This window comes from Pseudomonas sp. B26(2017) (assembly GCF_002113045.1).
Lineage (GTDB): Bacteria > Pseudomonadota > Gammaproteobacteria > Pseudomonadales > Pseudomonadaceae > Aquipseudomonas.
Genome location: NZ_NEJJ01000006.1, coordinates 40,545 through 56,178, shown reverse-complemented (window position 1 = coordinate 56,178; position 15,634 = coordinate 40,545). Strand labels below are relative to the sequence as shown.

Sequence of the window (15,634 nt, the reverse complement as noted above, 5' to 3'; positions counted from 1 at the left end):
CCTGGGTCGGGGGTTATGGTGTCACTCGTCGAGGAAGGAGCGCAGATGCTCGCTTCGCGTCGGGTGGCGCAGCTTGCGCAGCGCCTTGGCTTCGATCTGACGGATCCGCTCGCGGGTCACGTCAAACTGTTTGCCGACTTCTTCGAGCGTATGGTCGGTGTTCATGTCGATACCGAAACGCATGCGCAGTACCTTGGCTTCACGGGCAGTAAGGCCGGACAGCACTTCGCGGGTCGCTTCTTTCAGGCTCTCAACAGTGGCGACATCGATTGGCGACTGCATGGTCGAGTCTTCGATGAAGTCACCCAGATGGGAGTCTTCGTCATCACCGATCGGGGTTTCCATGGAGATCGGCTCTTTGGCGATCTTCAATACCTTGCGGATCTTGTCCTCAGGCATTTCCATGCGTTCACCCAGCTCTTCCGGGGTCGGTTCGCGACCCATTTCCTGCAGCATCTGACGGGAAATGCGGTTGAGCTTGTTGATCGTCTCGATCATGTGCACCGGAATACGGATGGTGCGGGCCTGGTCGGCGATCGAGCGAGTGATCGCCTGACGGATCCACCAGGTGGCATAAGTCGAGAACTTGTAACCACGACGGTATTCGAACTTGTCCACCGCTTTCATCAGACCGATGTTGCCTTCCTGGATCAGATCGAGGAATTGCAGGCCACGGTTGGTGTACTTCTTGGCAATCGAGATCACCAGACGCAAGTTCGCTTCAACCATCTCTTTCTTCGCGCGGCGGGCTTTCGCCTCACCGATCGACATGCGGCGGTTGATGTCCTTGATCTCGGCGATGGTCAGGCCGGTCTCGGTTTCCAACGCGGTCAGCTTCTGCTGGCAACGGATGATGTCCGGTTGCACGCGAGCGATGGCTTCGGCGTACTTGCTTTTGCCTTTGGCCAGGGCATCGGACCAGCTTTCGTCGACTTCGTTGCCCGGGAACTGGCGCAGGAAGTCGGCACGCGGCATACGTGCATCACGTACGCACAGCTGCATGATCGCGCGCTCTTGCTGACGCAGACGATCCAGGGCACTGCGAACACGCTCGACCAGGGCTTCGAATTGCTTCGGCACCAGTTTGATCGGCATGAACAGATCGGCCAGGGCCAACAGTTCAGCAATCGCCGCCTTGTTGTGACGACCGTGCTTTTTCAGGGCCTTGCGGGTGATTTCCATCTGGTCGGCCACGGCGCCGAAACGCTGGGCAGCAATGACCGGATCCGGACCGCTTTCGGCTTCTTCTTCGTCATCGGAAGCTTCGGTATCGTCATCGTCGTCGGACTCTTCCGCTTTCGCCGCTTTCGCGTCGATCGGCGGCGGTACTTCGGCGGCAGGCGGCGTAATGCCGTCGTCCGGGTCGATGTAGCCGCTCAGAACGTCGGACAGGCGACCACCTTCGGTGGTAACGCGAGTGTACTCGGAGAGAATATGGTCAACCGTGCCAGGGAAGTGCGCGATGGCGCTCATCACTTCGCGGATGCCTTCTTCGATACGCTTGGCGATTTCGATTTCGCCTTCACGAGTCAGAAGCTCGACCGTACCCATTTCACGCATGTACATGCGCACCGGGTCTGTGGTGCGACCGATATCGGTCTCCACCGCCGCCAACGCAGCGGCTGCTTCTTCCGCAGCGGCCTCGTCGGTATCGGCGTCGGCCAGCATAAGGGCGTCCGCATCCGGAGCACTCTCGTGTACGGGGATCCCCATGTCGTTAATCATGCGGATGATGTCTTCCACCTGCTCCGGATCTGAAATATCCTCGGGCAGGTGGTCGTTGACCTCGGCGTAAGTCAGATACTTCTGCTCACGACCCAGTTTGATCAACTCAATAATACGAGACTGCTGTTGCGCTTTTCCGGACATAACACCCTATCCACTGAAGGTCTTGGCGGGCAAAAAACAAGCCGAGGATTATACCTGAGCTATGACCTCACGCGCCAGTTGAGGTCGGGTTTGATGCGGAAACATTGCGACTTAAAAGGTCGCGCAGTTGATTTTTCTCATCAGTGCTCAGTTCGCTTTGACGCGCTTTCCTGAGCAGTTGTTCCAGATTTCGCTCGCGTTGGCGGGCTGACAAGCTAGTAATGGTGTCGAAAAACTGTTGTTCAAGGTTGTCTCCGTCAATCAACCATTCCTTTTCCGCCAGCGCCTTGAGCAGGCGGCCCTGTTCGGTTCCGTGCCATCGCGCGATCAACTGAAATGAGTTTAGCTTGGGATTCTTCTGTACGGCTTCAAGCAGTGCCACCAGAAGTTGTGCGTTGGTCTGGTTCTCGTCCGCGAAGTGCCCGGCATTCTCGACTTTTTCCGCCAGTTGCGGGTGATGCAGCAAGGTTCTCAGGGCGGCCAGTGTCGGTGGTTCGACGGCGGCCGGCACGCGTGGGGCACGTGGTTGATCACGATCACCGCCACGCTTGCCATTTTTGTCCCATGGCTTCTTGTCCCATTTCTTGCCGCCGGCGCCGGGTTTCTTCGGCGTCCATTCCTGCTGCGGCACATACATGTCCTGTGCCTGCGGCTGATGGTAGTCGCTGTAGTCCGGCATGGCGTCGTAATCGATGCCGGGGTCGTAGGCCGGCGGCGCTTCCTGCGGAGCGCTCTGGGCCAACTGGCTGACGCTTTCGCTGCTCAGGCCGGTGATCTCGGTCAGGCGCTGGCGCATCAGGATGCGCAGGTTGGCGCCGGGGATCTTGTCGATCAACGGTGCTGCGAGCGTGGCCATGTGGGCCTTGCCCTCCAGCGAGCGCGGGTCGGCTTCTTCGGTCAGATGTTGGAAAAAGTAGTCCGCCAGCGGCTGAGCATGCTGATTGATCCGGGCGCGGAAGGCATCAGTGCCCTCGGCACGAATCAGCGTATCCGGGTCTTCGCCTTCAGGCAGAAACAGAAAGCGTGCACGACGCCCGTCCTGCAGGCTGGACAGTGTTGCTTCCAGCGCACGCCAGGCGGCGTTGCGGCCGGCCTGGTCGCCGTCAAAGCAAAACAGCACGTTCGGCACGACGCGAAACAGGCGTTTGAGGTGTTCTTCGCTGGTCGCGGTGCCCAGTGTCGCCACAGCATTGCGCAGGCCTTGCTGGGCGAGGGCGATGACGTCCATATAGCCCTCGACGACGATGATTTCGTCGAGGTTGCGATTGTTTTTGCGGGCTTCGTAAAGGCCATAGAGTTCCTGGCCTTTATGGAAAACCGGAGTTTCCGGCGAGTTCAGGTATTTGGGTTTGTCGTCGCCGAGCACCCGGCCGCCGAAAGCGATGATCCGCCCGCGGGTGTCGCGTATCGGGAACATCACGCGATCGCGGAAGCGGTCATAGCGTTTGCCGGTTTCGGCATTCTCGATCAGCAGGCCGGCTTCGATCATGGCCTTCTGCTGCAAGGTGTCGCTGCTCAAGTGTTTGAGCAGGTTGTCCCAGCCCGGCGGTGCAAATCCGAGGCCGAAGTCTCGGGCGATCTCGCCGGTCAGGCCGCGTCCCTTGAGGTAATCCACCGCCGCCTTGCGTGCCGGATGGCTCTTTAGAGCCTGCCGGTAAAAGTCGGCCGCGGCGGTGAGTAGCGGGTACAGCGGAGAGTCGGTCGGTTGGCGCGGTTTGTTCGAGCGGCCGCCTTCTTCACGCGGGACTTCCATGCCGGCGGCTTTGGCCAGATCCTCGACGGCCTGGGGGAAGTCCAGGTTGTCGTGATCCATGAGAAAGCCGAGGGCGTTGCCGCCGGCGCCGCAGCCAAAGCAGTAATAGAACTGCTTGTCGGGGCTGACGCTGAACGACGGGGTTTTCTCTTTATGGAACGGGCAGCAGGCGGTGTAGTTCTTGCCGGCCTTCTTCAATTGCACGCGCGAGCTGACCACATCGACGATGTCGGTGCGGTTCAGAAGGTCGTCAATGAAGCTCTGGGGAATCAGCCCGGCCATGGCGTTCTCGTCTGCGCTGTAAAGGATCCGATGCGAAAGGGCGCCGGACGCGGGTCATTGAGTGATGCGCGCACATGGGGCGGCTCGACCGGTGTCGTTTGCGTAATCGCTGTCGGGAAGTGTATCTGCCGAAAATTCACTGACGTTAGTACTCATCAGTCTTCGACTATTCGAAAATGTTGCGCTGAATCCGCTGACGGCCTGTAATCGGCCTCGGATAGCTCATGAAGCGGGCACGCAGCAGGTGCCTTGGGCTGATCGTCGTAAGAGGAATCAGTGGGTGTGCTCGTCAGTAGCCTTGAAAGGCTCGTCAGAAAAGACGTGCACCGCTGGCAAAAGAGCCAGGCCTGACGCGGTGAAGCGGGTTTGTCTCGGTCGCATCTGCGGCTTCGACGGTGAAGCATCAAGCGTTTTACGCAAATGCCATTAGCCCGGCTGAGGGCCGGGCTTGGCAGAAGCTTGCTACGATCGTCTGTGTATTAGTACAGACGAACGGCGCGGCGCTGTTCGCGCTGAACTTTCTTGGCGTGACGCTTAACAGCAGCAGCTGCCTTGCGTTTACGCTCAGAAGTTGGCTTCTCGTAAAATTCGCGGCTACGAACTTCAGCCAGTACACCGGCTTTTTCGCAGGAGCGCTTGAAACGACGCAGAGCTACGTCGAAGGGTTCGTTCTCTTTAACTTTGACGGCTGGCATCCAGAGCTACCTTCATTCATTACCGGGGTCAACATCCTCGCGGCAAAAGAGCACTTGAAGACGTCGGTTTTTAAGGGTTGCGGATGTTAACCCCTCATCGCTCGGAATGCAAAGCCTCTGATCGAAAACCGCTGGTCGGGGCATCACGCGGCGACTATTATGCGCGCCTTCGAATTCAGCCTAAACAAGGCGCAAACCCATGCTAGTACTGGGATTAGAAACTTCCTGCGACGAAACCGGCGTCGCTTTGTACGACAGCGAGCGCGGCCTGCTGGCCGACGCGCTGTTCAGTCAGATCGACCTGCATCGCGTCTATGGCGGCGTCGTGCCGGAGCTGGCTTCGCGCGATCACGTCAAGCGCATGCTGCCCCTGATTCGTCAGGTGCTGGCCGAGTCCGATTGCGTACCGACCGAGATCGACGCCATCGCCTACACCGCGGGTCCCGGCCTGGTCGGGGCGTTGCTGGTGGGGGCTTCCTGCGCCCAGGCGCTGGCTTTTGCCTGGGGCATTCCGGCGCTCGGCGTGCACCACATGGAAGGCCACTTGCTGGCGCCGATGCTTGAGCCAAAGCCGCCGGAGTTCCCGTTCGTCGCTTTGTTGGTCTCCGGTGGTCATACGCAGTTGGTTCAGGTCGATGGTATCGGCCAATACAGCCTGCTTGGCGAGACGCTGGACGATGCGGCGGGCGAAGCGTTCGACAAGACCGCAAAAATGATGGGCCTGAATTATCCGGGCGGACCGGAAATCGCCAAGCTGGCAGAGAAGGGCGTCGCAGGACGTTTCACCTTTCCGCGTCCGATGTGTGATCGCCCGGGTCTGGATTTCAGCTTCAGCGGCCTGAAGACCTTCGCCCTCAACACCTGGCAGCAGTGCGTCAGCGCCGGGGACGACAGCGAGCAAGCCCGTTGCGACATCGCGCTGGCGTTCCAGCAGGCCGTGGTGGAGACTTTGACCATCAAGTGCAAGCGTGCCCTTAAGCAGGCCGGCATGAAGCGCCTGGTGATCGCCGGCGGCGTCAGTGCCAACAAGGCGTTGCGTGTTTCGCTGGAGAAAATGCTCGGCGACATGAAGGGCGATGTGTTCTATGCCCGTCCCCAGTTTTGCACCGATAACGGCGCGATGATCGCGTTTGCCGGTTGCCAGCGTTTGCAGGCCGGTCAGCAGGAAAGCCTGGCGATCAGTGTGCAGGCGCGCTGGCCGATGGAGCAGCTGTCGGCGCTGTGATGAGCGGTGCTCACTTGCGGTATTTAAAAATGCCGTTCGCGCCCGGCGAACAGGTCGCGTAGATTGCCCCGGTGGCGCCAGACGATCAGCAGAGTCAGCGTGCTCATCGGCAATAGCGCTGCCGGTTCCTGCCAGGCCAGCAACGGCAGGGTCAGCGGAGTGGCGATCAGCGCCGCCAGCGAGCTGGTGCGGGTCAGGTAGAACGTCAGCAGCCAGGTGCATACGGCCAGCAGCGCGGCGGGTGGATACAGGGCCAGCAGCATGCCGGCTGCCGTGGCAACGCCCTTGCCACCGCGAAAGCGGAAGTACAACGGGAACAGGTGACCGATCACGGCGCAGACGCCGATCCACGCCTGATCCTGCAGCGAAAGGCCCACAGCCGAGGCAATCAGCACCGGCAACAGGCCTTTGCACAGGTCACCCAGCAGGGTCAGGATTGCGAGTTTGCGTCCGGCCAGGCGCAGCATGTTGGTGGCGCCGGCATTACCCGAGCCACTCATTCGCGGATCCGGATTTCCGGTCAGGCGGCTGAGCAAAATGGCGAAGGACAGAGAGCCGAGCAGGTAGGCGAGGATCGCCAGTAACCAAAACATGCTAACTATTCCGGGCGAGGACGCCCTGATTCTAACGGCGCATTGCGCCCTTGTCGTGCAGCGGAGAGAAGTGCTTGGACAGAGTGTTTATCGAGGGCCTGGAAGTCGACACCGTTATCGGTGCCTACGACTGGGAGCGCGGCATCCGACAGTGCCTGCGTCTTGATTTGAGCTTCGCCTGGGACAATCGCCCGGCCGCTGCCGGTGACGACCTGACCCTGGCGCTCGATTACGCCAGTGTGTCTACGCGGATCCAGGCCTTTGCCGAGCAGTCCCGGTATCAACTGGTCGAGACCTTCGCCGAGCGTCTGGTCGAAGTGCTGATGAACGAATTCAAGATCACCTGGGTGCGCCTCAAACTGACCAAGCCCGGCGCCGTGCCGGCCGCCAAGGGTGGTGTGGGAGTGGAGATCGAGCGCGGATGCCGCTGACCCAGGTCTACCTCGGGCTCGGTAGCAATATCGAGCGCGAAACCCATTTGCAGGCCGGTCTGGATGCCTTGTCCACGTTTCTGGTGGATATCCGCTGCTCGCCTGTATTCGAAAGCCAGCCGGTGGGAATCAAGAGCGGGCCGTTCTTCAACTTCGTGGTATCGGCGTTCACCGATCTGCCGTTGATCGAGCTGGATCGCCGCTTGAAATTCATAGAAGCGGACAACGGTCGCTATGCGCCGGATCGCAAGGGCTTGCCTCTGGATATTGACGTATTGCTGTACGGCGATTTGACGGGCAACTTCGACGGGCTGATTCTGCCCCGTGCGGAAATTCTTAAAAATGCCTTTGTGCTGTGGCCGCTGTCTTTGATTGCGCCGGATCGGGTACATCCGGGTGTGGGAAAAAGCTTCGCCACATTGTGGGCCGAAGCGCAGATCGATCAGGTGCTGGCGCCGGTCGGATTTGAGTGGCGTGGTACTCAACTCACGCCTTCACACTTGTCTTGAACATTTTGATCCGCCCTCGGGGGGGCGGATCAAATGTTTTCAGGACGACGCCGACTCCTTGTAAGCCTTCAATGCCTTGAGCCGTTCGCGCTTGAGTGCCTCGCCCAGTTCCGGGCCCTTGAATCCCTTCTCCAGCAACGGCTGCACTGCCACGCCGCGCGCCACATTGGCCGCGCCGCGCAGGTAATCCGCTTGTGGATAACTACGCTGTTCAAGCCCTTTGCGGCCTCGGGCATCCATTTCGCACGCGCTGATGAATTCCTCGAACCGCTGTGGTCGACGGTAAACGTCAAAGCTTTGCAGCAACTCAAGCAAGGTCGAAGCCTTCAATTCCAGGGCACGATGCCCATGGGTGTGATATTGGCCGACCAGCAAGGCCAGTTCCTGACAGTCTTTCGGTGCCTTGAAGCGCTCGTTGACCGCTTTGATCAACTTCAGGCCTTTGTGCTCATGGGCGATATGCCGTGGCCATTCTTCTTGCGGGGTCAGACCTTTGCCGAGATCGTGCAGCAGGCAGGCCCAGCGCACGGTCAGCGGCTGTTTGTGCAAGGCTGACTGCTCAAGCACGCTGAGGGTGTGAATGCCGCTGTCGATTTCCGGGTGATGGGCTTGCGGCTGCGGTACGCCGAACAAGGCATCGACCTCCGGCATCAGTACCTTCAAGGCGCCGCAATCGCGCAACACCTGAATGAACACTTGGGGTTGATCTTCCATCAGTGCGCGGGAAATCTCTTTCCAGCTGCGTTCGGCCGTAAGGGCTTCCAGTTCACCCGATTCGCTGAGCTGACGCATCAGCTCCAGGGTTTCGGGCGCGACCTTGAAGCCGAGCGCCGCGTAACGGGCGGCAAAGCGCGCAACGCGCAGAACCCTGAGCGGATCTTCGGCAAATGCGGGGGAAACGTGGCGCAAAATCCGCTCTTCGAGATCGCGCTGGCCGTGATAGGGATCAGTCAGGTTTTGCTGATCGTCTTCGGCCATGGCATTGATCGTCAGGTCGCGGCGGATCAGGTCTTCTTCAAGCGTGACTTCGGGGCTGGCGTGAAAGGTGAAACCACCATAACCGCGACCGCTCTTGCGCTCGGTGCGGGCGAGGGCGTACTCCTCGCCGCTTTTCGGATGAAGGAAAACCGGGAAGTCCGCGCCGACCGGGCGAAACCCCTTGGCAAGCATTTCTTCTGTCGTCGCGCCGACCACCACCCAATCGATATCCGTGACCGGTTTGCCCAGCAGGCGATCACGAACCGCACCGCCGACCTTGTAAATCTGCATAAAAAACCTCCGTTGGCCCGACAGGATAACCCTTGCGCCGGACTTTCGGAGGCCTGAACGGGATCAAAGATGAATGACGGCCAGGTCGAGGCGACCGTAATCCCCCTCGCTATGTTCGCTGCGGGGTGGAACGTGATGGGTCTTCATGATCTGGTCGCCCTGCAGGGTTTCCAGATGAATGTCGAAGCCCCACAGCCGATGCAGGTGTTTCAGGACCTCCTCAGTGGAATCACCCAGCGGTTTGCGGTCGTGCTGCTGGTGGCGCAGGGTCAGCGAGCGGTCGCCGCGGCGGTCGATGCTGTAGATCTGCACGTTCGGTTCGCGGTTGCCCAGGTTGTATTGCGCGGCCAGGGTCTCGCGAATGATCCGGTAACCGCCCTCGTCATGAATGGCGGGCACCAGCAAGTCGTCTTTCTGATCGTCATCGAGAATGCTGAACAGCTTAAGGTCGCGGATCACCTTGGGTGACAGGTACTGCAGGATGAAGCTCTCATCCTTGAAGCTGCTCATGGCGAACTTGATGGTCGACAGCCAGTCGCTGCCGGCGATTTCCGGGAACCAGCGGCGGTCTTCTTCCGTGGGCTCTTCGCACATGCGACGGATGTCGCGATACATCGCAAATCCCAGCGCATACGGGTTGATGCCGTTGTAATAAGGGCTGTCGAACCCAGGCTGGAACACCACGCTGGTGTGGGACGTCAAGAACTCCATCATGAAGCCGTCCGTCACCAGGCCCTCGTCATACAGGTCATTCATCAGCGTGTAGTGCCAGAACGTCGCCCAGCCTTCGTTCATCACCTGGGTCTGGCGCTGTGGATAGAAATACTGAGCGATCTTGCGCACGATCCGCACGATCTCGCGTTGCCAGGGCTCCAGCAGCGGGGCGTGTTTCTCGATGAAATACAGAATGTTTTCCTGCGGTTCGGCCGGGAAGCGTGCGTTGTCCTTGTCGCTGTACTTGTCTGCGCCTTTGGGAATGGTGCGCCACAGGTCGTTGATCTGCTTCTGCAGATGCTCTTCGCGATCCTTCTGCCGACGCCGTTCTTCCTCGGCGGAAATCGGATACGGACGTTTGTAGCGGTCGACACCGTAGTTCATCAGGGCGTGGCAGGAGTCGAGCAGATCTTCCACGGCGTCGATCCCGTGGCGCTCCTCGCACTGCATGATGTACTGCTTGGCGAACACCAGGTAATCGATGATCGAACTGGCATCGGTCCAGGTGCGGAACAGATAGTTGCCCTTGAAGAAACTGTTGTGGCCGTAGCAGGCATGCGCAACCACCAGTGCCTGCATGCAGATGGTGTTTTCTTCCATCAGGTAAGCGATGCACGGGTCCGAGTTGATCACGATCTCGTACGCCAGCCCCATCTGCCCGCGACTGTAGGATTTCTCGGTGCTGAGGAAATGCTTGCCATAGGACCAATGGTGATAGCCCAGCGGCATGCCGACCGAAGCGTAGGCGTCCATCATCTGTTCGGCGGTGATCACTTCTATCTGGTTAGGGTAGGTATCCAGGGCGTAGCCGGCCGCGATGCGGGCGATTTCGCGGTCGTACGCCTGGATCAGCTCGAAGGTCCATTCCGAGCCGGTGGATATGGGTTGGCGCTTCTGCTCTTTGGCGGTCTTGGCGGTCATGTCACTAACCTGCGCTGGAAGAGTTCACGGAAGACCGGATAGATATCCCCGGCCGAGACCAGTTGTTGCTGGGCAAAAGTGTCGGAAAAGGCTTCGGCGATGCGTTCGTACTCGTACCACAAGGCCTGATGTTCGCGCGGGGTGATCTCCACGTAAGTGTAGTACTGCACGAACGGCATGATCTGGTTGATCAGGATGTCGCGGCAGATCGGCGAGTCATCGTTCCAGTTATCGCCGTCGGAAGCCTGGGCGGCGTAGATGTTCCACTCGTTGCTCGGATAGCGCTCGGCCATGATCTCCTGCATCAGTTTCAGGGCACTGGAGACGATGGTGCCGCCGGTTTCGCGGGAGTAGAAAAACTCCTCTTCATCCACTTCACGGGCGCTGGTGTGGTGGCGGATGAACACCACGTCGATCTTGTCGTAGTTCCGCTTGAGGAACAGGTACAACAGAATGAAAAACCGTTTGGCGATGTCCTTGGTCGCCTGGGTCATGGAGCCGGAAACGTCCATCAGGCAGAACATCACGGCTTTCGAACTGGGGTTTGGCTGCTTGATCAACAGGTTGTACTTGAGGTCGAAAGTATCGAGGAATGGCACGCGGTGGATGCGCGCGCTGAGTTTTTCGATTTCCGCCTCGAGATCCTGAATATCGCCGAAGTTATCCGGCTCTTCGCGTTTGAGTCGCGCCAGTTCCTCTTTGACTTCACGCAGTTTGGCGCGGCTGCTGCCCGACAGGGCAATGCGCCGCGCATGAGCAGAACGCAGGGTGCGAATGATGTTGATCCGCGACGGATTGCCTTCGTTACTGATCCCTGCGCGTACGGTCTTGAAGGTGTCGGTACCGGTCAGGTTGCGCTTGACCAGGTTCGGCAGTTCGAGATCCTCGAACATGAATTCGAGGAATTCTTCCTGGGTGATCTGGAAGACGAACTCGTCCATGCCTTCGCCGGAGTTACCGGCCTTGCCCGGCCCACGGCCACCTCCGCCTCCGGGCGGACGGGCGATGTGTTCGCCAGCGGTGAATTCCTTGTTGCCGGGGTGAACCACGGTCTGCTTGCCGCCGCGACCATGGTGAAGCACCGGTTCGTCGATATCGCGACCGGGAATGCTGATTTGCTCGCCGTGCTCCATATCGGTAATGGAACGCCGGCTGACCGCCTCTTCGACAGCCTTCTTGATGTGGTCACGGTAACGCCGCAGGAACCGCTGACGGTTCACCGTGCTCTTGTTCTTGCCATTGAGACGTCGGTCGATCACATAGCTCATGACTGCTCCTTAGAAGCTGTCCTGCAAAGGGGCGAGCGGTCATGCAGCATTGAACCGAATGCCAAGGGACGTACACGCTCCCCCAAGCGCTTTGGGTGCTGCCTGAACCTCGCTACCGCCTTTCGAACACCTTCCAGAGGCCTGTGTAGCAGAAAATGCGGGCACAGGCCTCGGGCTGACGACAACCGGTCTGACCGGCCGCGGTTTACTGTGACTTTCTGACCCGCAGATACCACTCGGAAAGCAGTCGTACCTGTTTGTCGGTGTAGCCGCGTTCGACCATTCGTGTAACGAAGTCGTTGTGTTTCTGTTGATCCTCTTTGCTGGCCTTGGCATTGAAGCTGATGACTGGCAGCAGGTCCTCGGTGTTCGAGAACATTTTCTTCTCGATGACCACTCGCAGTTTTTCGTAGCTGAGCCAGGTCGGGTTCTTGCCGTTGTTGTTGGCCCGGGCGCGCAATACGAAGTTGACGATTTCGTTGCGGAAATCCTTCGGATTGCTGATACCGGCCGGTTTCTCGATTTTTTCCAGCTCCTCGTTGAGGGCGACGCGGTTGAGGATCTCGCCGGTTTCCGGATCGCGGTATTCCTGATCCTGAATCCAGAAGTCCGCATACAGCACGTAGCGGTCGAAGATGTTCTGGCCGTACTCGCTGTAGGACTCGAGGTAGGCGGTCTGGATCTCCTTGCCGATGAATTCGATATAACGCGGCGCCAGGTACTCTTTCAGGTAGCGCAGATAGCGTTCGCGGGTTTCGGCCTGGAACTGTTCCTGTTCGATCTGCTGTTCCAGCACATAGAGCAGGTGTACCGGGTTGGCAGCGATTTCATGCGGATCGAAGTTGAATACCTTGGACAGGATCTTGAACGCAAACCGGGTCGACAGACCGTTCATGCCTTCATCGACGCCCGCTGCATCGCGGTATTCCTGGATCGACTTGGCCTTCGGATCGGTGTCCTTGAGGTTTTCGCCGTCATACACGCGCATCTTGGAGTAGATGTTGGAGTTTTCCGGCTCTTTCAAGCGCGACAGTACGGTGAACTGCGCGAGCATCTTCAGGGTATCCGGCGCGCAATGCGCCTTGGACAGTGAGCTGTTGAACAGCAGCTTGTCGTAGATCTTCACCTCGTCACTGACCCGCAGGCAGTACGGCACCTTGACGATGTAGATCCGGTCGATGAAGGCTTCGTTGTTCTTGTTGTTGCGGAAGGTGTGCCACTCCGATTCGTTGGAGTGGGCCAGCAGAATCCCGGTGAACGGAATCGCGCCGAGGCCTTCGGTACTGTTGTAGTTGCCTTCTTGCGTGGCGGTCAGCAATGGATGGAGCACCTTGATCGGTGCCTTGAACATTTCGACGAATTCCATCAGGCCCTGGTTGGCCCGGCACAGCGCACCGGAGTAGCTGTAGGCGTCGGCGTCGTTCTGCGGGAATTCTTCGAGTTTGCGGATATCGACCTTGCCCACCAGCGCGGAGATGTCCTGGTTGTTTTCGTCACCCGGTTCGGTCTTGGCGACGGCGATCTGGTTGAGGATCGACGGGTACAGCTTGACCACGCGGAACTGGCTGATGTCGCCGCCGAATTCGGCCAGACGCTTGGTGGCCCAAGGCGACATGATGGTGTTCAGGTAGCGCCGTGGAATGCCGAAGTCCTCTTCGAGGATCGCGCCATCTTCGGTGGCGTTGAACAGACCCAGTGGCGATTCGAATACCGGCGAGCCCTTGATGGCATAGAAGGGCACTTTTTCCATCAGTTGTTTCAGCTTCTCGGCCAGGGACGATTTACCGCCGCCGACGGGGCCGAGCAGATAGAGGATCTGTTTCTTCTCTTCCAGGCCTTGGGCCGCATGGCGGAAATACGACACGATCTGGTCAATGCATTCTTCCATCCCGTGGAAGTCTTCAAAGGCCGGATAGCGACGGATCACCTTGTTGGAAAAGATTCGCGACAGCCTCGAATTGGTCGAGGTGTCGAGCAATTCCGGTTCGCCGATGGCCATTAACAGACGCTCGGCGGCGGAAACGTAGGCACTGCGATCCTTTTTGCACAGTTCCAGGTACTCCTGCAGGGAGAATTCTTCCTGGCGTGTGGACTCGAAGCGTTGTTGGAAGTGGCTAAAGATACTCATGACGTCACCTCGCTCGATACGTGGAGCCGACGCCGGATCACTCAGTCGATGCTGGCAAGCAGCTGCAATGGCAGCTGTTGTTTACCCCCCAGAACCCTTCCACGATCGAAAATCGCGAAAGTCACTCCCGATGACCCGTGCGCCGGTGTACCGGCTCTCCCCTGTTTTGGATGGCCTGGGCTTAAGGATAGTTGGGAATTCGGGAGGTAAAGGCGAGATACGTAATTAGTTGTGGCAGACCGTTCGTCTGCCACCGCGCGAGCCCACGGGAGCCGGGGCTTGCACGTTACAAAAAAATTATTCGGAGGTGCCTTGCGCGGTTTCCGCCGGAAAAGTCGTACGCCACAGTTCGAAGCCGCCGTCCATGCTGTAGACGTCGGAGAAGCCCTGGCTCACAAGATACGCGGCGGCACTCTGGCTCGAGTTGCCGTGGTAGCAGACTACGACGGTGGGGGCATCGAGGTCGGCGCCCTGAATGAAAGCATGGAGGGAATGATTGTCCAGATGCTTCGAGCCGCTGATGTGCAGTGCGGCAAATGTTGCCGGGTCACGGACGTCGACGACCACCGCGCCTTGCTCGCGCAGGGCCTGGGCCTGTTCCGGTGGGATACGTTTGAATTCGCTCATGGCGGGCTCCTGTGGCTCGGCTGAAATCGCAGTCTAGCGCGGGGCGCTGACGGGAGAAGATTCGGTGATCAGTGGCGCGACGGTGGGCAGGACGGCCCCGTGGTCGTCGCATTTGCATGACAGGCGTTCGCCGCTGTCGACGTTCATCAGGGTCAGGCTGCCGCCCCACACGCAACCGGTGTCCAGGGCTGAAATGCCTGGCTCGAGCACGTTGCCTTCCAGCGCCGCCCAGTGACCGAAGATGATCCGCAGGCCGCGGGTCTTGCGCTCCTTGTGCTGGAACCAGGGTTTGTAGCCCGCTGGCGCGGTGTCGAGGCCTTCCTTGGTCTTGAGGTCGAGCTTGCCTTCGGCTGTGCAGAAACGCATGCGGGTGAAGTAATTGGTGATGACTCGCAGGCGTGTCACGCCTTTCAGGCCGCTGTCCCATTTCGCCGGCTCATTGCCGTACATGCCGTCGAGGAAGAGCGGAAGCAGGTTGTCATCACGCAGCGCAGTCTCGACTTCTTCAGCGTACTTGAGCGCCTTGCGCAGCGACCATTGCGGCGCAATGCCCGCGTGCACCATGGCCACTTCGCGCTGCTCGTCGTAGTGCATGAGTTTCTGCTGGCGCAGCCATTCCATCAGGTCGGCGCAGTCGGGCGCTTCAAGGATTTCACGCAGCGTGTCGGATTTTTTCATCCGCTCGATGTTCTTCGCCGCTGCAAGCAGGTGCAGATCGTGATTGCCGAGGACGCAGACCAGGGAGTCGCGCATGCCATAAAGGAAGCGCAGGGTTTCCAGTGACTGCGGGCCGCGGTTGACCAGATCGCCGACCAGCCACAGGCGATCCAGGGCCGGGTCGAACGCGACCTGTTTGAGCAGGCACTTGAGCGGTTCGAGGCAGCCTTGAAGGTCGCCGACGGCATACGTCGCCATCAGTGCAGGGCTCCGGGAACGGCGAGGCGAAAGGGCTTGATGATCGCATCGAAATGCTTGCCGTCGTCGGCGACCATTTCGTAGCTGCCTTGCATGGTGCCGACCTTGGTGGTCATCACCGTGCCACTGCTGTAGGTGTGGCTTTTGCCAGCGCCGATCAGCGGTTGCTGGCCGACCACACCGGCGCCGCGCACTTCTTCGACATGCCCGTCGCCATCGGTGATGACCCAATGGCGCGACATCAGGCGGGCCGGTTGCTCGCCATTGTTCTGCACGGTGATGGTGTAGGCGAAGGCAAAGCGCTCGTGCTCGGGTTGCGATTGATCTGCCAGATAGTGGGTAACGACACTGACATCGACCTGGTAGCGAGGATCGGACATGCAAAAGGCCTTAAAAACGAAGCGGGACGCGGGGCGTAGCTGATTGGGGTTCAGT

14 protein-coding genes are annotated in these 15,634 nt (G+C 59.3%); 3 read left to right on the top strand and 11 right to left on the bottom strand.

Translation table 11 applies throughout. The features are described 5' to 3' along the window. Positions 1-21: 21 nt before the first annotated feature. From rpoD to rpsU, 3 genes are all read right to left on the bottom strand, one after another. Entirely contained in the window at positions 22-1,869 is a 1,848-nt protein-coding gene (rpoD, locus tag CAF79_RS10575; protein ID WP_085697723.1) for an RNA polymerase sigma factor RpoD, read from the bottom strand. Positions 1,870-1,936: 67 nt separating this feature from the next. Further along, the gene (gene dnaG, locus CAF79_RS10570) at positions 1,937-3,904 is read right to left on the bottom strand and encodes a DNA primase (RefSeq protein ID WP_085697722.1); all 1,968 of its coding nucleotides are present in this window, start codon (positions 3,902-3,904) and stop codon (positions 1,937-1,939) included. A 479-nt stretch (positions 3,905-4,383) separates the two neighbouring features. Next, the gene (rpsU, locus tag CAF79_RS10565) at positions 4,384-4,599 is read right to left on the bottom strand and encodes a 30S ribosomal protein S21 (RefSeq protein WP_002551877.1); all 216 of its coding nucleotides are present in this window, start codon (positions 4,597-4,599) and stop codon (positions 4,384-4,386) included. Between the two features lie 199 nt (positions 4,600-4,798). Here rpsU and tsaD point away from each other — a divergent pair, with 199 nt between their 5' ends. Next, positions 4,799-5,824, top strand: coding sequence for a tRNA (adenosine(37)-N6)-threonylcarbamoyltransferase complex transferase subunit TsaD (gene tsaD / locus CAF79_RS10560; RefSeq protein ID WP_085697721.1), 1,026 nt, complete (start codon positions 4,799-4,801; stop codon positions 5,822-5,824). A gap of 23 nt (positions 5,825-5,847) precedes the next feature. Here tsaD and plsY read toward each other — a convergent pair whose 3' ends face one another. Then, positions 5,848-6,417: a glycerol-3-phosphate 1-O-acyltransferase PlsY gene (gene plsY, locus CAF79_RS10555; RefSeq protein WP_085697720.1), complete on the bottom strand. Its 570-nt coding sequence runs from the start codon at positions 6,415-6,417 to the stop codon at positions 5,848-5,850. Between the two features lie 74 nt (positions 6,418-6,491). On the opposite strand from plsY, the gene folB reads away from it, so the two are divergent. Both folB and folK read left to right on the top strand, forming a co-directional pair. Further along, a complete protein-coding gene (folB, locus tag CAF79_RS10550; protein WP_085697719.1) occupies positions 6,492-6,848 on the top strand; it encodes a dihydroneopterin aldolase in 357 nt (118 codons plus the stop codon). Further along, on the top strand, positions 6,839-7,357 hold the full coding sequence (gene folK, locus CAF79_RS10545; RefSeq protein WP_085697718.1) for a 2-amino-4-hydroxy-6-hydroxymethyldihydropteridine diphosphokinase: 519 nt from the start codon (positions 6,839-6,841) through the stop codon (positions 7,355-7,357). Before folB ends, folK begins: the two co-directional genes overlap by 10 nt. A gap of 39 nt (positions 7,358-7,396) precedes the next feature. Here the strand turns inward: folK and CAF79_RS10540 are convergent, their stop codons facing one another. The 7 genes from CAF79_RS10540 to apaG form a co-directional block, all read right to left on the bottom strand. After that, positions 7,397-8,626 carry a multifunctional CCA addition/repair protein gene (locus tag CAF79_RS10540; RefSeq protein ID WP_085697717.1) on the bottom strand — a complete coding sequence of 410 codons (1,230 nt, stop codon included), beginning with the start codon at positions 8,624-8,626 and terminating at the stop codon, positions 7,397-7,399. A gap of 63 nt (positions 8,627-8,689) precedes the next feature. Next, entirely contained in the window at positions 8,690-10,261 is a 1,572-nt protein-coding gene (locus tag CAF79_RS10535; RefSeq protein WP_085688468.1) for a SpoVR family protein, read from the bottom strand. Beyond that, positions 10,258-11,529, bottom strand: a complete 1,272-nt coding sequence (locus CAF79_RS10530; protein WP_007959907.1) for a YeaH/YhbH family protein — start codon at positions 11,527-11,529, stop codon at positions 10,258-10,260. The genes CAF79_RS10535 and CAF79_RS10530 overlap by 4 nt, the downstream gene beginning before the upstream one ends. Before the next feature lie 205 nt (positions 11,530-11,734). Then, positions 11,735-13,657 (bottom strand): PrkA family serine protein kinase, encoded by a 1,923-nt coding sequence (locus CAF79_RS10525; RefSeq protein WP_064599839.1) that lies wholly within the window; start codon positions 13,655-13,657, stop codon positions 11,735-11,737. 297 nt (positions 13,658-13,954) lie between these two features. After that, positions 13,955-14,284: a thiosulfate sulfurtransferase GlpE gene (gene glpE, locus CAF79_RS10520; protein WP_085697716.1), complete on the bottom strand. Its 330-nt coding sequence runs from the start codon at positions 14,282-14,284 to the stop codon at positions 13,955-13,957. Positions 14,285-14,317: 33 nt separating this feature from the next. Beyond that, on the bottom strand, positions 14,318-15,199 hold the full coding sequence (locus tag CAF79_RS10515) for a symmetrical bis(5'-nucleosyl)-tetraphosphatase (RefSeq protein WP_085697715.1): 882 nt from the start codon (positions 15,197-15,199) through the stop codon (positions 14,318-14,320). Further along, on the bottom strand, positions 15,199-15,579 hold the full coding sequence (apaG, locus tag CAF79_RS10510; RefSeq protein ID WP_011336209.1) for a Co2+/Mg2+ efflux protein ApaG: 381 nt from the start codon (positions 15,577-15,579) through the stop codon (positions 15,199-15,201). Before apaG ends, CAF79_RS10515 begins: the two co-directional genes overlap by 1 nt. Between the last annotated feature and the right edge of the window lie 55 nt (positions 15,580-15,634).